This window comes from Desulfosarcina sp. (genome assembly GCF_055467485.1).
Genome location: NZ_JBUOIV010000008.1, coordinates 111,350 through 131,468, shown reverse-complemented (window position 1 = coordinate 131,468; position 20,119 = coordinate 111,350). Strand labels below are relative to the sequence as shown.

The 20,119-nt window shown below is 54.7% G+C and carries 17 protein-coding genes and 2 pseudogenes; 4 read left to right on the top strand and 15 right to left on the bottom strand.

The annotated features are described in order from the left end of the window. Window positions 1–287, top strand: a pseudogene (locus tag ACZCED_RS06365) (alanine dehydrogenase); the annotation flags it as partial. Between the two features lie 215 nt (window positions 288–502). After that, a complete protein-coding gene (locus ACZCED_RS06360; protein WP_464860449.1) occupies window positions 503–1,186 on the top strand; it encodes a GntR family transcriptional regulator in 684 nt (227 codons plus the stop codon). 88 nt (window positions 1,187–1,274) lie between these two features. Here the strand turns inward: ACZCED_RS06360 and ACZCED_RS06355 are convergent, their stop codons facing one another. After that, complete coding sequence (locus tag ACZCED_RS06355; RefSeq protein ID WP_464860448.1) at window positions 1,275–4,085, bottom strand: bacteriohemerythrin; 2,811 nt, start codon at window positions 4,083–4,085, stop codon at window positions 1,275–1,277. 368 nt (window positions 4,086–4,453) lie between these two features. Between ACZCED_RS06355 and ACZCED_RS06350 the strand changes: the two genes are divergently transcribed. Together ACZCED_RS06350 and ACZCED_RS06345 are read left to right on the top strand one after the other, a co-directional pair. Further along, window positions 4,454–4,639: a DUF2080 family transposase-associated protein gene (locus ACZCED_RS06350; protein WP_462969907.1), complete on the top strand. Its 186-nt coding sequence runs from the start codon at window positions 4,454–4,456 to the stop codon at window positions 4,637–4,639. A gap of 35 nt (window positions 4,640–4,674) precedes the next feature. Further along, window positions 4,675–5,109, top strand: coding sequence for a GNAT family N-acetyltransferase (locus ACZCED_RS06345; protein WP_462969908.1), 435 nt, complete (start codon window positions 4,675–4,677; stop codon window positions 5,107–5,109). Window positions 5,110–5,166: 57 nt separating this feature from the next. On the opposite strand, the gene ACZCED_RS06340 is transcribed toward ACZCED_RS06345, so the two are convergent. The 14 genes and pseudogenes from ACZCED_RS06340 to ACZCED_RS06275 all read right to left on the bottom strand — a co-directional run bounded on the left by ACZCED_RS06340 (window position 5,167) and on the right by ACZCED_RS06275 (window position 20,068). Further along, window positions 5,167–5,781 carry a 2Fe-2S iron-sulfur cluster-binding protein gene (locus tag ACZCED_RS06340; RefSeq protein ID WP_462969909.1) on the bottom strand — a complete coding sequence of 205 codons (615 nt, stop codon included), beginning with the start codon at window positions 5,779–5,781 and terminating at the stop codon, window positions 5,167–5,169. After that, a complete protein-coding gene (locus tag ACZCED_RS06335; RefSeq protein WP_462969910.1) occupies window positions 5,774–7,705 on the bottom strand; it encodes an NADH-ubiquinone oxidoreductase-F iron-sulfur binding region domain-containing protein in 1,932 nt (643 codons plus the stop codon). Before ACZCED_RS06335 ends, ACZCED_RS06340 begins: the two co-directional genes overlap by 8 nt. Window positions 7,706–7,714: 9 nt before the next feature. Beyond that, window positions 7,715–8,167, bottom strand: a complete 453-nt coding sequence (locus ACZCED_RS06330; protein ID WP_462969911.1) for a complex I 24 kDa subunit family protein — start codon at window positions 8,165–8,167, stop codon at window positions 7,715–7,717. A gap of 51 nt (window positions 8,168–8,218) precedes the next feature. Beyond that, the gene (locus tag ACZCED_RS06325) at window positions 8,219–8,371 is read right to left on the bottom strand and encodes an ArsR family transcriptional regulator (RefSeq protein WP_464860450.1); all 153 of its coding nucleotides are present in this window, start codon (window positions 8,369–8,371) and stop codon (window positions 8,219–8,221) included. Window positions 8,372–8,596: 225 nt separating this feature from the next. Further along, window positions 8,597–8,917: pseudogene (locus ACZCED_RS06320) on the bottom strand (hydrogenase iron-sulfur subunit); the annotation flags it as partial. 119 nt (window positions 8,918–9,036) lie between these two features. Beyond that, the gene (locus tag ACZCED_RS06315) at window positions 9,037–10,539 is read right to left on the bottom strand and encodes a CoB--CoM heterodisulfide reductase iron-sulfur subunit A family protein (RefSeq protein WP_464860447.1); all 1,503 of its coding nucleotides are present in this window, start codon (window positions 10,537–10,539) and stop codon (window positions 9,037–9,039) included. A 4-nt stretch (window positions 10,540–10,543) separates the two neighbouring features. Continuing rightward, window positions 10,544–11,761 carry an FAD-dependent oxidoreductase gene (locus ACZCED_RS06310; RefSeq protein WP_464860446.1) on the bottom strand — a complete coding sequence of 406 codons (1,218 nt, stop codon included), beginning with the start codon at window positions 11,759–11,761 and terminating at the stop codon, window positions 10,544–10,546. Between the two features lie 180 nt (window positions 11,762–11,941). After that, complete coding sequence (locus ACZCED_RS06305) at window positions 11,942–12,172, bottom strand: FAD-dependent oxidoreductase (RefSeq protein WP_464860445.1); 231 nt, start codon at window positions 12,170–12,172, stop codon at window positions 11,942–11,944. Between the two features lie 67 nt (window positions 12,173–12,239). Then, window positions 12,240–13,391 carry a (Fe-S)-binding protein gene (locus ACZCED_RS06300; protein ID WP_464860444.1) on the bottom strand — a complete coding sequence of 384 codons (1,152 nt, stop codon included), beginning with the start codon at window positions 13,389–13,391 and terminating at the stop codon, window positions 12,240–12,242. A gap of 65 nt (window positions 13,392–13,456) precedes the next feature. Continuing rightward, window positions 13,457–14,002: a 4Fe-4S dicluster domain-containing protein gene (locus ACZCED_RS06295; protein ID WP_462969914.1), complete on the bottom strand. Its 546-nt coding sequence runs from the start codon at window positions 14,000–14,002 to the stop codon at window positions 13,457–13,459. A 17-nt stretch (window positions 14,003–14,019) separates the two neighbouring features. Next, entirely contained in the window at window positions 14,020–16,026 is a 2,007-nt protein-coding gene (locus ACZCED_RS06290; protein ID WP_462969915.1) for an aldehyde ferredoxin oxidoreductase N-terminal domain-containing protein, read from the bottom strand. A gap of 24 nt (window positions 16,027–16,050) precedes the next feature. Continuing rightward, window positions 16,051–18,162 (bottom strand): (Fe-S)-binding protein, encoded by a 2,112-nt coding sequence (locus ACZCED_RS06285; protein ID WP_462969916.1) that lies wholly within the window; start codon window positions 18,160–18,162, stop codon window positions 16,051–16,053. A gap of 91 nt (window positions 18,163–18,253) precedes the next feature. Next, window positions 18,254–19,213: an electron transfer flavoprotein subunit alpha/FixB family protein gene (locus tag ACZCED_RS06280; RefSeq protein WP_462969917.1), complete on the bottom strand. Its 960-nt coding sequence runs from the start codon at window positions 19,211–19,213 to the stop codon at window positions 18,254–18,256. A gap of 69 nt (window positions 19,214–19,282) precedes the next feature. Next, the gene (locus ACZCED_RS06275; protein WP_462969918.1) at window positions 19,283–20,068 is read right to left on the bottom strand and encodes an electron transfer flavoprotein subunit beta/FixA family protein; all 786 of its coding nucleotides are present in this window, start codon (window positions 20,066–20,068) and stop codon (window positions 19,283–19,285) included. Window positions 20,069–20,119: the final 51 nt, after the last annotated feature.

Here is a 20,119-nt window from a genome sequence, read left to right as displayed (position 1 = left end):
AGACCTCCAAGGCGACCACCCACGGCAATCCGACCTATGTGGTCGACGGAGTGATCCACTACTGCGTGGCCAACATGCCCGGTGCGGTGGCCAAGACCTCGACCCTGGCGCTGACCAACGCCACCTTGCCCTATGCGGTACAGATCGCCAACAAGGGCTGGAAGCAGGCCATGCAGGAGAACGAGGAGATCCGGCTGGGGGCCAACGTGATCGACGGCAAGGTCACCTACCAGGCTGTCGCCGAAGCATTCGCCCTGGAGTATACGCCTATCGAGACCCTTATCTAAACTTTACCCTGTTTGCCGGGATATCCGCAGCAAACGATGCCCCGGCAAACAGGGCCGCGCCTCACCGACCCTGATCCGGAATATCGCCAGAACCAAGACAGCATCAGCCAAAGCTGTTTTCAGCCTGCCGGCGGCTTGCCGGTCGTGATGATCCGGCCGTTGCGGCAGGATAAGCCAGTTGAAAAACGCCGTTTCAGGAGATTCACCGGGGACCTATGATGCAAAACGTGTTGGATGTCAGATCACTGCGGCAGCAGATATACGAGTATCTCCAAAAGGAGATTCAGGCCGGCCGACTGGTACCTGGGGCGTTCATCAGACTAAACGAAATCAGCGAGCACCTGGGGGTCAGTAAAACGCCCCTTAGAGACGCCATTATTCAGATGGAATGCGAAGGATTCGTCTCCATCCTGCCGCGAAGGGGGGTGCTGCTCAAGAAAATGACCATGGCGGAAATAAAGGACATTCTGGAAATTCTCGGCGCCCTTGAAAGCGCGGCACTCAAGTCTGTGTTCGACAGGATCACGCCCCGGCGAATAAAAAAGATGGAACGCCTTAACGCTGACATGCGCCGGTGCATCCGGGAAAAAACCTTCCACGAATTCGATTCGCAGTACTATTCGCTTAACATTGCCTTCCATGATGTCTTTCTTGAACTGTCCGGCAACGCGGCCATGAAACCGCTGCTGGCGACCATGAAGCAGCGCCTTTATGACTTTCCCCGTCTGGCCTATATGAAGGATTGGGAATTGGCCAACTGCAATGAACACGACCGGTTGATCGATCATATCCGCAATGGTGAAAAAGACGCCGCAGCCATCTTCTGGCAGGAGACGCACTGGGGTTTTGAGGCGCAGGAAACCTATATCCGCAGGTTTTACGCCCAAGGTAGAACCTGAAAAATCAGAACCCGTTGAACGGCGATATCAAGCCAATTCCTTGTCGCCGATCCGCCCGGTGATCTATTGGCCCATGGATGACCGGTGGTCAGGACTCCCCTTTTAGCGCCGTCACATACTTGCGATCTTCGCCCTTGATGTGCTTGACCAGCCAGTCGCTTAGAAAGGTCATCAGGTCCATGGTGACGGTGGCGCTACCGGACTCGAACTGGTTTTTAAATTCCATGACCTGCTTCACCAGCTTTTCATGGAGACGCTTGTGGCCATCCAGTTCCGCATAGCCCACCTTGGCCATCAACTGCTCTTCTTCTTTAAAATGCCTGACCGTATACTCGGCCAACGCGCCCAGAATGGGACCCATCACCGTCTTGCCGGCGCGCCTGCGCATGGCGTCGTGAAGCTTGTTGACCAGGTCAACCAACCGGTGGTGCTGACGGTCGACGGCGTCGATGCCGAATTGTATGCTGGCGTCCCAGACGATCAAATCCGATTGGTCGGAGGTAACCACCGCAACGGCATCGCCGGACCGTTTGACCTTGAATTCACCGATCATGACCTTCAGGTCTTCTGCCAGGCGGCTCAGGTCAGAGGCACTGGTGTTCACCGTTGCACTGTTCCCGGCAAGGATCCCGGCGATTCGATTGACCTCGGCGATATCCGATGCGATTTCTCCCGAGAAGGTGCTGCTCTGGGCCACATTCCGGTTGACCTCGGCAATGCCCGCAGAAGCCTGCATCACGTTCTCGGCAATCCCATCCGCCGCGATGGTCTGCGCATCCACCGCGGTGGCAATGGCCGAGACGATATCGTCTACCTCGCCGATCACATCGGCAACCCGGCTGATATCGGCAACCGTTTCAGCGGTGGAGGACTGGATGCCCTCTATTTCCAGTTTGATCCCCTTAGTGGCCTCGGCCGTCTGGCGTGCCAGGTCCTTGATCTCGTTGGCCACCACGGCAAACCCTTTGCCGGCTTCGCCGGCCCGGGCCGCCTCGATAGTGGCATTGAGGGCAAGCAGGTTGGTCTGGTCCGATATGTCGGTGATCACCTGGGTCACTTTGCTTATTTCGGCGGCGGCATTGCCCAGGCTGTCCACCTTGGACGATGCCTGACGGGCCTCGGCAACAGCGCGGCTGGTGACGGTCCGGGCCTTGCCGGAACTTTTGCCGATGTTTGACACCGCCCGGTTCATGTTCTCCATGGCTGAGGCCACCCGTTCCACATTGGTTGCAGCCTGTTCGCTGGCGGCAGCCACCGAATTCATCTTCTGGCTCATTTCATCGGCAGCCCTGGCAACGGCAGCGGACTTGTCGCCCATGTCACGCACCCCGCCGTCCATCTGCCGGGATATGACCAGCAGCTGGCTGGCCGATGCGCTCACCGTTTCAAAGTACTCCGAGATGTTTCTGACGATGTCGTGCAGCTTGGATATGAAGGCGTTGAACCAGCCGGCCATCTGGCCGATCTCATCCCGGCTGTCTTCGGCGAGTCGTTGGGTCAGGTCGCCCTCACCCTGGGCGATGTCCTTGAGCATGTCGGCCGTCCGCCGCACCGGGCGTACAACCATAACGGCGCTGGCAACCGCACACAGGATTCCCACGGCGATGGCCACCAGGGTTCCCGTCAGCATGAAGAAGTTGGATTCGGCGATCTGCCGGTCCATCTTGGCCTGCTGATCCTTTCTGGCCGCCATGCACACCCGGCCCACTTCCCGGGCAGCCTCAACCATCCGTCCTTCTGCCTCGCGCTGGCTGATCATCAAATCCACGGTTTCATTGAAGGCAGCCTCATATTCAGCCGCAGCGGCGATGATCGGTGCGATCTGCCCATGGATGGCTTCGTTTTCGACCCGCGCCTTCAGGGCTTCCCCGGCGGCATAGATCCCTTGCATGTTTTCCGTCACGCGACCGGCCAGAGTGGTATCACGCTCGGCGACGATCTCTTTTTCCATCAGCCGCGCATTCATCAGCAGGTTGGCCATGGCGTTGACGCTATGGGTTACAGCCAGTTTCTCATCGATCAGCATCTGGGTATCCTCGAGAAAAAAATCCAGCTGCTGCCTCAGTTCGAACTGAAGAGAAGTGATCGACCACGTGTAGTCTTTCACCGACTTGATCATGCGGTTGAGATCTTCATACTGCAGGGTTTTCAGGTAGCCGAGTACATCGTCCATATAGATCTTCTGCAGTTCCAGAATGCGATCCGCCAGTTCGATGGTTTCGGGAGACTGAAGCTGAGACCGGAGCTGGACCACCTCACCTTCCAGCTTTTTATTGGTGCCCTTCCACTGGGCCATGGTGCTCATCTCGTTGTCGCTCATCAGGGAGACGCGGCTCACCCTGGCCTCCAATGCCGTATTGTAGACCTGTGCGGCCGCGTCAACCCAGGCCGTTTTCTGGGCAACGACCGTCTGGCTGTTCTGGCGGATCGTTTCCAGTTGAACTTGTTCCCGGTCACGAATCCGGGAGGTCAGGTCAAGGGCCGATTGCGCCTTTCCACTCATCTGCTCCGCTTTTTCCGATTGGGCGCCGGCCATGGCGACAAATGCGTCAAATGCCTGTTCATAGTCTGTCATGCGCAATCGAATCGCGGACAGTTGCGTTTGCAACTCCTCGTCGGGCTTAGCCGCCTCGGCCCTGTCGATTTCGTCTTTCATGTCAACCAGGGCCTGGCGAACATGGTTGATATCTTCATCATGGCGACCGATCATGTATCCCTGCTCGTAGAGCCGCGCCCGGGTCAGGTCGGCACCGATGGCGTTGACGGAATCCGAAACCCGCGTGTGTTCGACGACACCGGAAAGACCCCGGTAGCCGACAATGGCCAGGGCGACCAGCAGAATCAGAATCAATGCAAATCCGATAACGAACTTTTTCATCAGGCTTAATTCTTTCAGCAAAACAACCTCCTTGTTGGAACACAACCCACTGCCGGGATGAACGCAATCAAAACAATACGATATTCCTGATTCTGTTTAGATCGCCCGATCGATGGAACTCTTTAGCTAAAATCCGGGATTTAAGTCGCAACCGTGGGGTCGGTAAAAAGGCATCTGCCGGCGCTTACCCATCGGACCATTCGGCGCAAACGCAAATCGTGTGTGTGCACCGGCATCGACGCGAGACGATGCCGCCCATGACAGCTGAAAAATAGCGACATATTAGCTAAACCGGCTTGACCCGACCCGATTCAGAATGTTAAGAGGAGTGATCCGAAGACCTTCGAAACAACCCCAATCCAGTCACTCGAAAAGGATGGGCATTCATCGTGGCAGACGATAAAAAAAACCAGATGGCTGAAGCGCCGCCGAACCTGGCTCCCACAAAAGTAAAGTTCGAAATATACGGGGAGGAGATGATCGAGAAGCTGGTCAAATCCAGTGGCAACAGCGGCCGCGTCTATTTGCCCCCGGACTGGGTGGGGCGCCATGTGAAGATCATCCGGGTCGATTGACCCCTCACTAAGCAGTAGAAAAAAGGACCATTGACGTGGAAAATATCCGGATCAGAGAACTTGCGGCAGCGGATGCGGACGACATCGCCGACATCTACGCATCCATTGTCCGAAAATCCGTAGAAAAGGACTTTAAGGACCTGATCAAAAAGCACGCCCGGAGCGAAAATGACATCTGCTTCGTGGCCGAACTGGACGGCCGGGTCATCGGTTTTATGATCAGCTACATTCTCACCTTCGGCTTCGGCATTGAAAAAAGCGCCTGGATCGCCACTCTTGGCGTGGATCCGGAATACATGGGTCAGGGCCTCGGTGACCGCCTGGCCCGAGAGATCTTCAAACTCTACAAACGCATGGGAATCAGCCGGGTTTATACCTCTGTGCCCTGGGATTCTTCCGATCTGCTCTCGTTTTTCAAAACACTGGGGTTCGACCGCAGCAAGTTCATCAACCTGAAAAAAGAACTCTAACCACCATCCGATTCGTTTCGCGCGTCCGACAGGAGAACATGTCGTCCGCGCCGCAGTTTATTCCGATGGCGGGCGGTCGGATGCCGCCGGCGGAAACGCGAGGGCCTGTGTTAACACGAAGGCTGCCTGGAGATAAGATGTCGGGCAGAGCGGAAAACATTCCTTGCAGTCATTGCAGACCCTGGCGGCAATTTCCGGAATGAAGCTGATCTCTTTCCTGATTCCCCGGTCAACGAACCCAATCGCATCGGCCTTCTTTACCTCGGCACAGTATCTGACGCACAGACCGCAATGGATGCAGAATGATGCGTCTTTTGGGTAGCGGTCTTTGTCTGCATTGTATTCTCGAGCAAAATGCTTTAATTCCGGGGAGTCCGGCGCATGGGCCAGCAACAGTTCCAGAATGGTTTTGCGAATCCGGTCCACCTTCTCCGACCGGGTTCTTACGACCAGCTTTTCTTCCACGGGGTAAACACAGGAGACAACGAGCTTGGTCCATCCGCGTGATTCTACTTCCACGATGCAGAGCCGGCACCCCCCAAAGGGCTCCAATTTCTCGTGGTGACAGAGCGTGGGGATCGATATCCCGGCGTTTTGGGCGGCTTCCAATACCGTCATCCCTTGGCTGGCCTCTACCGTGGTTCCATCGATCTGCAAACGGATTTTACTCATTTATTTTACTCTTTCTGATGATGTTTCTTTCTTCTTGAGGGACAGCGGGCGGAACCGGTTCACCGGAGATCTTTTTCACCGCACCAAAACGCGAGGGGCACACTTCGAAGCACGTTCCGCAATTGGTGCATTTTTCCTGATCGATGACATGGATCGTCTTCTTGCCGCCGTCGATCGCTCCAGCAGGACATTTGCGCAGACAGATCATACAGGCCTGGCACCTGTCCGGATCGATGCAGTAGGCGATTAGCGACTTGCAGGACAGCGACGGGCATCGCTTCTCTTTGATGTGTGCCTCATATTCATCCCTGAAATAGCGCAGCGTGCTCAGGAACGGATTCGGGGCGCTCTTGCCCAGGGCGCAAAGCGAGGCGTCCATGGCGGTCTCGGCCAGCTCCTCCAGGATCTCGAGGTCACCCGATTTGCCTTCTCCGCGGGTGATGTTGGTCAGAATCCGGTTCATCTGCCTCAGGCCCTCACGGCAGGGAACGCATTTGCCGCAGGATTCGTCGGTGAGGAATTCGGTGAAGTACCTGGCCACGTCCACCATGCAGGTATCTTCATCCATGACGATCATGCCGCCCGATCCCATCATCGAGCCGGCTTTGGTCAATTCGTCAAACCCGACTGTTAAGTCCAGCTTCTCTTCGGGGATACATCCGCCGGACGGTCCGCCGGTCTGCACGGCTTTGAACCGCTTGCCATTGGGGATGCCGCCACCGATATTGTAGATAATATCTCTTAAGGTAATGCCCATGGGGACTTCCACCAGCCCGGTATTGGTGATCTTGCCGACCAGCGAGAAAATTTTTGTCCCCTTGCTGCCGTCGGTCCCGATTTGGGTAAACCAATCGGCGCCGTTGTTCACGATCAGCGGCACATTGGCCCATGTTTCAACGTTATTCAGAACAGACGGTCTTTCCCACAGGCCTTTGATATTCGAGCGGGTATACTTGGGCCTGGGTTCGCCGACACGGCCCTCCAGGGCTGTCATCAGGGCCGTTGATTCTCCGCAGACAAACGCCCCCGCCCCCTGGTGGACGATCACCTTGAACGAAAAACGTGATCCCAGAATCTTTTCCCCGAGAAAGCCATAGGCCTGGGCCTGCTCGATCGCCAGATGGATATTTTTTACTGCCAGGGGGTATTCCTGGCGGACATAAATATAGCCCTCCTGCGCACCGATGGCATAGCCGCCCAGGATCAGCCCTTCGAGGATAGAGTGCGGATTACCTTCGAGCAGGGCCCGGTCCATAAATGCACCGGGGTCACCCTCGTCCGCATTGACGATCACATATTTGACGGGTTCCGGAGCATTTCGGGATCCTTCCCATTTTCTGCCTGCCGGGAAACCGGCACCGCCCCGTCCCCTGAGGTTGGACTTCTTGACTTCCTCCAGAACGGCCACATCCGACATGGTAAAGAGCGCTTTGCTGAGCGCTGAATATCCGCCGATTGACAGATAGTCATCGATGCTCTTGGAATCGATTTTGATGTTGCTGCACAACAGTGTACGTTTTTGATTCTTGTAAAAGGGGATGTCGGATTCCCGAACAGCGCGTTCGCCGGTGACCGGATCCTGGTAGAGCAGGCGCTCGACTACTTTGTTGGCTTTGATCGTCTGTGAGACAATCTCGGGAACGTCTTCTGCCGTTACCTGAAGATAGCATATCTCCTCAGGATAAATTACGACCACCGGTCCCCTTTCGCAGAATCCAGGGCACCCGGTTCCCTTGGTGTCCACCTTGGCGGCCAAGCCTTCCTTTTCAATCTCCGCCTTGAAAGCGGCAATGACCGCATCTGCACCGGAGGCCACGCAACCGGCGCCGGCACATACCGAGATGCAAGGGGCGCCGGGGTCCCTTCTAGACAAGAGTTCCTGTCTGAACTTCTCTAATTCTTCAGGCGAATTTAACCGCGCCATAATATTCCCCTACTCGTAAGTTTTTAGCACGTCAGCAGTCTGTCCAGGTGTCATCTTTCCATGGACCTTTCCATCGACTTCCAATACCGGTCCCAGGGCGCAGCATCCCAGGCAGTTGACCGTTTCCAGACTGAACTTGAAATCAAGATCCGTTTCACCCGCTTTTATGCCGGTCACCTCCTGCACGGTGTCGAGCACCCGGGTAGCACCGCGGACATGGCAGGCCGTGCCCATGCAAATGTGAACCTTGTGGCGCCCCTTGGGAACGACACTGAACGCCTTGTAAAAGGTGGCGATGTGCTGTACCCGGGTTGAGGGGACATTTAACCGTTCACTCACCCGTTTTAAGGCTTCCTTGGGAAGCCAGTTGTTTTCACTTTGAATATCCAGCAATATTTGAATGAGTGAACTGGCCTGGCCGTGATGGCTGTCAATGATCCGATCGATATTTTCAATTTCCATAAACCGTGTCCCTGATTTTTTCCTGCCCGTTTAAAACCCGTTCCCGTTTTTTCAAGCCAGCGCGTAGCAATTGCTGGCCGTATCGTACCTGACCAACCCGTACCGGGAAGAACTGTTCATGTGTTTGGATACATCCGAAGGGTTCAGGCCCAGCCGCTTTGAGATGTCAATCGTCGAAAGGGGCTGTTTCTTCAGCAGCAGCATGATCTGGCTGATGGCCAGTTTTTCGGTAAATATCTCATCGAATAACCGGTCCACCTCACTGCTTTCGAAGAAGTCGCTATAGGCTTTTTTGGTTTTTTCAGGCGCTCTCAGCCGCTCCCGTTCAACCAGCCGAAGGTAGGGGACCAGTTGCATGGCCGCTTCGAGTTTGAACGTGAGCGCATCGACGTCTTTGCCTTCGTCCTGGCCAAGCGGCCCCAGCGACTTGATCGTTTCCGTAAAATCATCGGTCGCCTCGGCCAGCAGGTTTCCATCTGCGCCGGACATGAACGCGATCCTCAGCCGCTCAGGATTCAAGCCGATGCGGCCCATTATCATTTTGCACAGGTAGACGTTGGCCCATGCATCGTAATTGCCGTGGGTAATGTAATTGCACTCATCCAGTCGGCAACCGCCGATAAACACGCCATCTTGTCCATTTGCGAATGCCCTGAGTATGAATTCCAGGTCCACCCTGCCGGAACACATGACCCGGATCAGCCTCATATCGCTAGTATATTGTAGTCTGGAAACTCCAGCCAGGTCAGCAGCGCCGTATGCTCACCAGTGGCAGACAAAACCCAACAGTCTTGGTTTGAATTCAATACCTGTGCTCATTCGTGCTCACCCCTTTTTCAATGATCCCGGTTGGACGCCATGGAAAACCGCTACCGATCTTCAACCGCTTTATCCATTTGCCGCCGAATCTCCTGCCCGGTAACCGCCGCATCGATCTGGCTGCAAAGCGCGGCAGTGGTGAAGTGCTTCAGCCCAATCGCATTGGTCGGACACTTGGTGGTACAAACGCCGTCCCCCTTGCAGAGAATCGGATTCACCCAGGCTTTCCTGCCGTTCGGCGTATCGACCAAGTCTATCGCATCATACGTGCACGCGGTGATACACGCACTGCAGGTTACACAATCGTATGCGCTTACCTCGGCAACGGAACCCGAGGCCACGACGGTATCCTTTGAAAGAAGGGTCATGACCCGGCCGGCTGCGCCGTAGGCCTGGTTGATCGTTTCCTGGATATGCTTGGGATAGTGAGCCGTCCCGCAAAGAAAAACACCATCGGTGGCAAACTCGACCGGCTTCAACTTGACATGGGCTTCTTTGAAAAAGCCATCCGGGCTCAAGGTCACCTTGAACAGTCCGGCCACTTCGCGGGTCGACGCGGGGGGAATGACAGCGGCGGCCAAAGAGAGAATGTCGGCGTCCAATTCAAGCCGCTGACCCAGGATGGGATCGGCAACGGTCACCCGGAGGATTTCCCTGCCCCCCTCTTTGGCCGCTTCGACCCGGGGCTTGTCGTCCGGTTCATAACGGATAAATCTTACCCCTTTGTCTGATGCCTCGCGGTAATAATCCTCTCTGAGCCCATAGGTCCGCATATCCCGGAAGAGAATGTAGACGTCCATCTCCGGGTTTATCTGTTTAAGTTTCAAGGCGTTCTTCACGGCGTGGCTGCAACACACCCGGCTGCAGTAATTGCGGTCTTCGTTTCTGCAGCCCACGCACTGGATCATCACCACACTCTCAGCATGGGTCACCCTCTCTTCTTTTTGGGCGATCAGCTCACCCAATTCAATATGGGTGAAGACCTTGTCGTTTTCTCCGTACAGGTATTCGGTGGGTCGATACACATCCGCGCCGATGGCAAGGACGGATGCACCATGTTTGATCTCCTTGACCCGGCCTTCGGTTTCCACCGTGGTCATAAAATTTCCCAGATAACCGGAAACGCGGGTAATGGTGGCCTCATGGGATACGTGGATCAAAGGGTTGCGATACACCGCGCGGATCAGGTCATCCAGGTAGGTCTGGACATCCATGCCTTCGATGGTGGTGTGAATCCTGCGCGCCATGCCGCCCAGCGCCTTACTCTTTTCCACCAGATGAACCTCATGGCCCTGGCTGGCGATGGAAAGCGCGCAGGTCATGCCGGCGATACCGCCGCCGACCACCAGGGTCGCTTTGTTCACCGGCAGATCGAACTCCTGCAGCGGGTCCAGACGGCTGGCGCGCGCCACCGACATCCGGACAATATCCTGCGCTTTTCTGGTGGCCTCTTCCTTCTGTTTGGAATGGACCCAGGAGCAATGTTCCCTGATGTTGGCCATCTCAAAATAGTACTGGTTAAGCCCCCCTTCCCTGAGTGTATCCCAAAACAACGGTTCAAGGGTCCGGGGAACAGGCGGCGATCACCACGCGATTCAGGCCTTTTTCCTTTGCCAGGTCGGTTATCTCTTTGGCGGAGTTGGTGGCGCAAGAGAACAGCTGCTCCTGGGCATAGACAACATGGGGCAGGGTCATGGCATAGTCGACGGTGGAAGGGACATTGACCACACTGGAGATATTCGCCCCGCAATGGCACACGAAAACGCCTATTTTCGGCTCTTCCGCGGAGACATCCCGTTCCGGCGGATATATTCTCTCTTTGGCCAGTTTTCCTCGTCGGTAATCAAGCAACGCGCCGCACTGGGCACCGGCGGCGCTGGCGGTAAAAACCGACTCCGGGATATCCGTCGGCCCCAAAAAGGCCCCGCTGACGAAAATCCCGGGCTGGTTGGTCTTCATGGGGTTTTCATGGTTGGCCCGGTTGAATCCGTGGGCATTGAGTTCGATGCCGAACGTTTCCGCAATCCCTTTGTATTGAGCAGGCGGGTTCAATCCGACGGACAGGACGACCATCTCGAATGCTTCCTCTTTTACGCCTTCATCGTTCGTGGCATACCGGACAACGACGTTCTTGCTGTCCGGGTCCTCTTTTACGATGGACACGTAGCTTCGGATGAATTCGACGCCGGGAAGCTGTTCGGCGCGCTGGAAAAACCGTTCGAAATCTTTTCCATAGGAGCGGATATCGTTATGAAAGATGGTGCACTGGGCCTCGGCGTCATGATCTTTTGTCAATATCACCTGTTTCTGCGTATAGGTGCAGCACACCCCTGAACAATAGCTGTTCTCGCCCTCGGTCACCCGCCTGGAACCCACGCATTGAATCCAGGCTATTTTTTTGGGATGCCGCTTGTCGGAGGCTCGCAGCACTTCTCCCCCGTAGGGCCCGGTGGATGATAACAGCCGTTCGAAATCCATGCTGGTGACCACGTTCTGCATCCGTCCGTAGCCATATTCATCCTTCAGCGACGGATCGAATGGTTTGATACCGGAAGCCAGAATGATCGCACCGACATTAACCTCCTCTTTTAGCGTCGTCTGCCTGAAATCGATGGCACCGGTCTGACACACGCCTCTGCAGATGTCACACTTGCCTTCTTTCAGGTAAAGACAGCTTTCATCGATATAAGCGACAAGCGGAATGGCCTGAGAAAAGTAGACATGGACGGCCTTGTTGTCCGATATTTCCTGGTTGAAGGGGTCAGGATACTGCACCGGGCAATACTTTACACATGTCGTACAGCCGGTGCACTTGTCCTCGATGATGTATCTGGGCTTTTTGGTCAGGGTGACCGTGAAATCACCTGCCTGTCCCTCTACAGCGTCAACTTCCGTGAATGTCAGAATCTCTATGTTTGGATGCCGGCCGACCTCGACCAGTTTCGGTGAAAGAATTCACATGGAGCAGTCGTTGGTTGGGAAGGTCTTGTCCAACTGGGCCATGTGCCCGCCGATGCTCGGCCCTTTCTCAACCAGGTACACTTTAAATCCGGCAGTGGCAAGATCGAGAGAGGCCTGGATACCGCTGACCCCCCCACCGACAACCATTACGTCTCCAAAATTGACGTCTCCAAGGCTTCCGGAAAATTGTTGAATGATTTCTTTTGGCAATACGTCGTTTTCCACTTTCTATCACCTCATCATCATTTTTAGGTTCATGGCGCCCGGTTGGTCCGGACCGGATGGGATCAAGTTAAATCACGTCCTGAATAATCTCCGTAATATCCTTGATGGCTATGACATCGTCATATTCCAGGTTCAACCGGCTTTCCTCAAAATTGGTGATGCAGTACGGGCAGGCGGTCACCAGCTCTGCGGCACCGACCGCAACCGCCTGTTTTAACCGGATGTCGGAAAATCTTTCCTCCATGGGTGTATCCATCCAGATCCTGCCGCCGCCTCCGCCGCAGCAGAGACTGTCCTTGCGCGAATCAGCCATTTCCACCATTTCCAGGCCGGGAATTTTCTTCAACAGGCCCCGGGGTTCATCATAGATCTCATTGTGCCGGCCCAGGTAACAGGGGTCATGATAGGTCACTTTCTTTTCATAGGTCTGGGTCAGCTCAAGCTTGCCTGCGCTGATCAGCTCGAATAGATATTGGGCGATATGAACCACCTCGAAGTTGACCATAAATTCGGGGTACTCGTTCTTGAACGTATGGTAGCAGTGAGGAGAAGAGACGATTATCTTTTTTACCCCGTTGTCAACAAAGGTTTTAATATTTTCCCTGGCCAGGCTCTTGAACACCTTTTCGCTGCCCGTCTTACGGATGCTTTCTCCGCAGCAGCTTTCCTTGTCACCGAGTATGCCAAAGGAGATTCCGGCCCGGTTGAGGATATTGGCTGTGGCGGTAGCCACCTTTTTCATTCGCGGGTCGTAGCTGAGATAGCAACCGACAAAATAGAGCGCGTCCATCCCCTCGGTGAATGGTTTTACCCCCTGGCCTGCAGCCCAATCCGCCCGTTTGCTTCGTTCTCCCTGCAAGGGGTTGCCTTCGGAAATCAGGCTGGCCCGGGCGGTACGGGCAGAGCGGACGGAAGCGGGAAACACCTCATACTCCGCAGCCACCCGGCGCAAGGAGACCCCGACCTCGATCTGTTTAACGCCCCGTGGACACTGCTGCGGGCATCTGCCGCAGGTTGTGCATCGCCAGATATCTTCGCCATCTATCTCTGTCAAACCGAACGTGGCTTCCCGGATGATCTTGCGAATGCTGAATTGCCTGACCCGGTTCCATGGGCAAACCGTATCGCACAATCCGCACTGGAAGCAGAATCTGAGGGCGTCTCCACCGGCATCTTTTATCTCGCTGATGACTTCTTTGAAGGGAGCGACTGTTTCCACTGTCTATATCAATCCTCTATTTCGACTGGTTTAGCGTCCATCCAGAATCGCCGGATGGGCATGAGTTAGTCCTTCTTCGATATCCGGGCAACGGCGTCCTTGATCTTTTCCAGTCCGTATCTGTCTGCCAGCGCTTCCAATCCTGTCTCGAGATCTTCCCGCTCATCCCGTGGATCCTGCCCGTCGCCTTCCTCCTCCCTTTGCTCCAGAACCAGGGCATCATGCGGGCACCACTTCACACACAAGGGTTCTTCTTCCCCCTCACACATATCGCATTTCAAAGGAAGGCCGGAATCGGGTTCTTTGAACTCATCTCTAGATGGACACGAGGCGCGGCAGAAGGCACACTCGTCATATTCCTTGCCGTCGATGGTGTACTTGTCCCTGCCGGCGCACTCCGCCACCGCATATTCACCTGCGTATACCGGGACGTACAAGTCCCTTAAGGGTTCGCGAATGATTCGAATGCGGGATCGGGCTGGATTGTTGCTGCTGTATTTCGGTTCCGCGTGAAAGGCGGAGCAGATCATCTCACAAGCCCGGCAGCCGTTGCATTTATCGACATTGATTTTAATCGTCTTAATGGTCTTTTTCTCTTTTTTACCTTTCAAGGTATACGTCCTCCAGGCTATTCTGTCTCTTGTTGAGCGGCAGCCGCTTCGGCCGGTGCCTCCCCACCCTCCGTCAAGATCCCTCGTTTGACAAAGTCTTCGCTTACATAATCCAAACCCAGTTCATGCAGCGATTTTTGGGTGGGGATACCGTCATTGTTCCACCCCTTGAATCGGTAGTAGGCATCCAACAGCTCCTTTTCGAGTTCGGGGAAGCGTTTCTTCCAGTGGTTCTCTGGCGGCCGGTCATCTTTTCTGCGCATGCCCCTTCTTATATTGATGGCCCTGACCAGCGTCCGGTATCGCTTGGCCGCCTGGCTGAGTGAGGCTTCGTCCATATCGAAACCGGCCCCTGCCGAAATAAATTTCGGGTAGTTGTGTATGTGGTAGGGCGGCTTCAAGGGGAAAGAGGACAGGCCGGCGCACATACCGAGGGCGTCATCGATGTAATGCATCTTCTCCTGCCAGTCGACGATGTCACAACACATGTCAACCGTCGGGTAAAAGGGCATCGACTTTTCTCCACGCGGCTCCCAGTCCACAAAATATTGCTTGAACTTTTCATCGGGCACCTGGTGCCAGTCCTTTACAAACGCCTCCCTGTGTTCTCTCTTGGGATATGGCGCCTGGGGAAACTGGCCTTCTATCTGGGTGATATTCATCTTCTCACCGGTACTGTACATCAAGAAATAGATCGGGTTGAGCATGGATAGTTTGAGCGGCAGCTGTTCGTGCTTCTTGATGTTGTTGTGCGCATACTCTTCCGCGCCGTTGCCAATCGCTTTGGCCGCCCAGTACGTGCCGTCGGCCAGGATGTCGCCGATCCCCTCACGCCGGACGATTTTATCCAGCAGATAGTAGAACCGGCCCTCGTTGTCTTCCGGCATATCCGGGAAATCCTCCTTGGCCAATATGCCATTTTCGAGAAGTTCAAGGGCAAAAGCCATCACCTGGGGTGCTGAGAATCCGTCCACGCCATACTCAGTGGCACGCTGAGCGATTTTCAAGCCAAAATCCAAGTCTGAGAAGGCTCCCATGGTGTAGGTCAGCTTGGTGAAGCATTTCATCATGTAGGTTGGCAACCCAGGCATGGAAATGGTCGCCCCGCAGGTCATCGGACAGTTGTAGCAGCTGATCAGTCTGGTCCGGGCGCTGTCCAATGTTTCCATCCAATCCCTGGCGATCTCATCGGTCCAGAAGCCTTTTCGCCGGACGCGTGAATTTCCCCACATGAAATTCTCGGTATGCCACTTCTCGTCGTGGACCTTCATCTCCTGGGGAGATCCCAGTCCGGCCAGAATCGGCATGACCCCGGGAATCGGGTTTTCATTGCGAAACTGGATATAGTCCATGACTTCATTGCACAGATCCATGTATGCGGCCGGCTTGGCGACATGGATGTCCTGCGTGCCGCGAACGACGATCGCCTTTACCCCCTTGTCTCCCATGACGGCCCCGATGCCGCCGCGACTGGCGCTGGACCGACCCTGCTCGATGGAGGCATAAAACACCCTGTTTTCACCGGCCATACCGATGGCGGCGACCTGAGCTTTGGGTTGTTTCAACTCCTTGCGGATGATTTCTGCCGTCTCGATGGCGCCTTTTCCCTTTAAATGAGCGGCATCCCGTATTTCCACCTTGCCGTTGTTGATCCACAGGTACACCAGATCCGGCGATTGGCCGCGAAGGATGACTTTGTCATAACCGGCATACTTCAATTCGGGTGCAAAGAATCCCCCCATCATTGAAAAGGCCATCAACCTGGTTTGAGGTGAAATGGTGGTCACAATAGTGCGGTTACAGCCGGTAGCGGGTGTTCCGCACAACAGACCGGCGCTGAAGATCAGCAGGTTCTCAGGAGAAAACGGTTCAACTTCAGGGGGAACGCGATCCCACAAAATCTTGGCATTCGTTCCCAGACCACCCAGGTAGAGCTCGGTGTCTTTTGGGTTTGTCGCGACTTTTTCGATGTTCCCCCGGGTTAGATCGACTTCTAAATTAAACCCCGTTTCTGCGTACCTCATTTTTTAGCCCCTTTAAAAAATGCTTTATGACACCATATTTTTTTCAACAAGCTCGGCGATATCCATCGTTTTGATTTCCTCTTCCCTGCCCATCTCTTTCATCCCGTCTTCGATCATGGTCAGGCAGAAGGGACAGCCCACCGCCACGTTGGGCACCCGGCAGTCGACGATTTCTTCGGCACGCGCCAGATTGATTCGTTTGCCGATGGTCTCCTCCATCCACATTCTTCCACCACCGGCGCCGCAACAAAAGCTTTCGCGCCCGTGTCGGTCGAGTTCCTTGACGCCGCCACTGCAGACGGATCGCAGGATCGACCGGGGTTGATCGTAAATGTTATTGTAGCGCCCGAGATAACAGGGGTCATGGTAGGTCAGCGCGCCGTCGAGTGATGGTTTCAGTTTGATCTTTCCGGTTTGGACGAGTCCATCGATGAACTCGGCATGATGGATCACCTCGTAATTTCCCCCCATCTGAGGATAATCATGTTTAAGCGAATTGAGACAATGCGGACAGGCCGTGATGATCTTTTTGACCTGGTAGGCGTTCAGTGTGGCGATGTTTTCCTCGGCCATCATCTGGAACAGCATTTCATTGCCGACCCGTTTGGCAAAATCACCGGTGCACTTTTCTTCCACGCCCAGCATGGCGAAACGGATCCCGGCGTTGTTCAGAATGTTGACCAGGCTGATGGATACTTTTTTGGATCGATCATCAAAGGAGCCGGCACACCCGACCCACAGCAGATAATCGACCTCCGGGTCGTCAGCCATCGTTTTGACGTTCAGTCCGTCGGCCCAATCGGCGCGTTTGTCATAACCGATTCCCCACGGGTTGCCGTTGCGTTCGAGCCCTTTCAGAGCCGGGTTCAGCTCTTTGGGATAGGTTTCCGCGATCAAGGTTTGCCCCTGCCGCATGGCGATGATCCGGGGTACATGTTCAATGGTCACGGGGCACACTTCTTCGCAGGCACGGCAGGTGGTACACGCCCACAGCGTCTCATTGGCGATCACCTCACCGACCAATTGCTTATCGCTGTTCAGTGCGGCGATCGCCGCCTTGGTTGTTTCAAGCTGCTCGGCATCTTCGATGTGGCCCAGGGTGGATGACAATTTGGCCCGCTTGATTATTTTTGACTCATTTTCCGATAGTTCCGATTTCAGGGCGTCATTGAATTCATGCAGGTTCAATGGTTTGTCGGTGGTGTAGGTCGGGCAGACCTCCTTGCATCGTCCGCATTCGGTGCAGGTGTAAAGGTCCAGTCCCTGTTTCCAATTGAGCTGATGGATGTGATTGAGCCCCAAGGATTCTTCCTCCCAGGCGGTTTCATCTTCCAAATCCAGCCGTTTGGTTTTTTCATGGGGATAGCCCAGGCTTTTCAGGAAAACGTTGGGAAGTGCGGTAATCACATGGAAATGCTTGCCGGTAGGCAGAATATTCAGAAATATCAATTGGGTACAAATGTGAACCCAGAACATCATCACCAGGATGGTGAGGTTGGCGTCGGCGTTCAATCCCGAAACCAGGCTGGCCGCGCCCACCGTTACCGGTGTCCAGAGAAATTCAGAACCATACTTCAGGCTGTTGAAGTAGTGAATATTTCCCGGGTTGTCATACAGCTGGATCAAATTGTAGCGCGCCCCGTCATACAATAGATCCGACACCATCAGGATCCCGATCATCACCAGGACCAGGTAGGCTTCAAAGGTGTTGTGCATGCGTTTGGGTCTTAACACGGCACGACGATAGATGGCGAGGATGACCATCAATAAAACGATGCCCTCCATGACATCTTTGATTGCCACATAAAGATATCCGAGCAGATAATCGCCACTTAAGAATGGAAGGTGAAAGCCTTGCTGGAATCCTTCTCCATAAAGGGTCAGGCTGCGAATCAGCAAGACGCAGAATCCCCAGAAGATCAAGGCATGCATCACGCCCGAGCTTCTCTCTCTTGCTCTTCCGACCAGGCGTTTCTGTCCAATGGCCAGAATGGCCATATTGATCAATCGATCCTTGAGGTGATTGGCTCTATCGGTGGGTTCAAGAGCCTTTAACAACTGAATCTTGCGAACCATCGTGCGGCCGAAAGCGGTCAATCCGACTATCAGCAAAAGGGCCATCAATAAGGGATTCACAGTTGCCTCATCAACTCACGGTAAGCTGTTTTAAAAACCCAATCGCCGGTCATGGTGCGGCGATCGAAATCGGATTGGGCCGTCGAAAGGCCTACCTCCTTATTTTTTTGATCTCTTCGCGCAGAATCGGCACCACCTCGAAGAGGTCGCCGACGATACCATAGTCCGCCACGTTGAAAATGGGTGCTTCGGGATCCTTGTTAACCGCCAGGATCACCTGAGAACCGCTCATTCCCGCGAGATGCTGAATGGCGCCGGAAATACCGATGGCCATGTAAAGGGTCGGTGCGACAATCTTGCCGGTTTGCCCAACCTGCTTGTTGTGGGCCATGAACCCGCCGTCTACCATGGCGCGGGAAGAACCGAAACCCGCTTTCAGATCGGCGGCCAGCGCTTTTACCAGCTCGACGCCCTCCTGGTCCTTGGCACCTCGTCCTACGGAAACGACGACGTCGGCATCGGCAAGATCGATTTCACCGCTCGCATCCGACAACAACTCCTTGATCACGGCCTTCAGGTCAGGTGCCGGAGCGGACAGCCGGACGACGTTTTCGGTCCCGCTGATCCCTTCTGCCGCCTCGAAGGCACCGGCCCTGACCACCGCCACCAGCTGTTTCGTGTTGATCTTCACCCGCTGCATAACCTTATTGGCAATGGCGGGCCTGATAATTTCGATTTGATCGCCTTGGAGCATCACGTCGGTGATTTCCGTCGCGCAGGCGGCATCCAGTTGCGCGGCAACCCGTGGAGCGGCGGCTTTGCCGCTTTCGGAAAAACCGAACCAGATCAGGTCGGCACCAAATTGTCTGGCGGCGTCGACGACGCAGGATGCGTAAGGACCGGCAGAAAACAGCTCCAACGCCGGATCATCGGCGACATATTGCGTATCGGAACCGGCGTTGACCAGATCGGGAATCAGGGATTCCAGGCCACTGCCAATCGCCACGACGGCGGTTTTAGCACCCAGGGCTCTGGCTTTTGATAAAAGTTCGGCTGTGCTGCCCTTTAATACCCCTTGTTTGATGTCTGCAATCACGAGTACGTTAGCCATGATAGTGTCTTCCTTGGTTGAATCCGGTTAGGGTCCAGTTACGACTGCGAACCATGCTGTTAAAAGAGGCTATAGCACCTTGGCTTCATTGGCCAGAAGCGAGACGACCCGGGCGGTGATCTCGGCAGGGTCGCCTTCAAATTTTTGCCCGGCGGTGCGCGTTTCCGATTTCATGAATTCAGCGATTTGCGATTTAGGCGCGGTGCCGCCGACTTCATCATAGGATGTCCCCAGGGCCGCCAGGTCCATTACGTCGATTTTCTTCTTCTTGGCCATCATGAGCCCGCGCATCTGGGGCAGTCGCGGTTCATTGATGCTATCGGTGACCGTGATTATAGCGGGCAGGGCCAGTTCCACGATTTCGGTCCCGGTGTCACCCAGGCGGGAGACCTTAAGATGCTGATCGTCGATCACTTCAACGGCTACCACATTGCTGACGCAAGGCAACCCCAGATACTCGGCCAGGATGATTCCAGTTTGACCATTATCCGTATCCTGGGCCTGTTTACCGGTGATCACCAGATCATAGCTTCCCTTTTCGTAAACCTTTTGCAACACCCTGGCGTAGACAAACGAATCCGCTTCGGCCAGCGCCGGGTCATCGATTTGAATGCCGTTCTCAATTCCCATGGCGTAGCCCCTGCGGATGATTTTAGTATTGTCTTCACCGCCGCCGATACTGACCAAGGTGGTTTCCGCCTGGTTGTTCTCCTTCAGCTGGACAGCGGCTTCCACCGCATTTTCATCCCAGGCGTTCATGACGTACTGCAGTCCGTCTTCAATGATCGACCCATTCTCCACCCTGATGGTCAATTCTACATCAACGACTTTTTTGATGGTTGTAAGAATGTTCACCGTTTCCTCCTGATATTTTATGTTTCCCTGTTTCGGATTATTTATCTGGTG

Coding starts and splice junctions, on each gene's coding strand:
- ACZCED_RS06280 (WP_462969917.1), bottom strand. CDS start 19,213: ATGGCTAACGTACTCGTGATTGCAGACATCAAACAAGGGGTATTAAAG.
- ACZCED_RS06330 (WP_462969911.1), bottom strand. CDS start 8,167: ATGGAAATTGAAAATATCGATCGGATCATTGACAGCCATCACGGCCAG.
- ACZCED_RS06340 (WP_462969909.1), bottom strand. CDS start 5,781: ATGAGTAAAATCCGTTTGCAGATCGATGGAACCACGGTAGAGGCCAGC.
- ACZCED_RS06325 (WP_464860450.1), bottom strand. CDS start 8,371: ATGCTGCTGCTGAAGAAACAGCCCCTTTCGACGATTGACATCTCAAAG.
- ACZCED_RS06335 (WP_462969910.1), bottom strand. CDS start 7,705: ATGGCGCGGTTAAATTCGCCTGAAGAATTAGAGAAGTTCAGACAGGAA.
- ACZCED_RS06360 (WP_464860449.1), top strand. CDS start 503: ATGATGCAAAACGTGTTGGATGTCAGATCACTGCGGCAGCAGATATAC.
- ACZCED_RS06290 (WP_462969915.1), bottom strand. CDS start 16,026: ATGAGGTACGCAGAAACGGGGTTTAATTTAGAAGTCGATCTAACCCGG.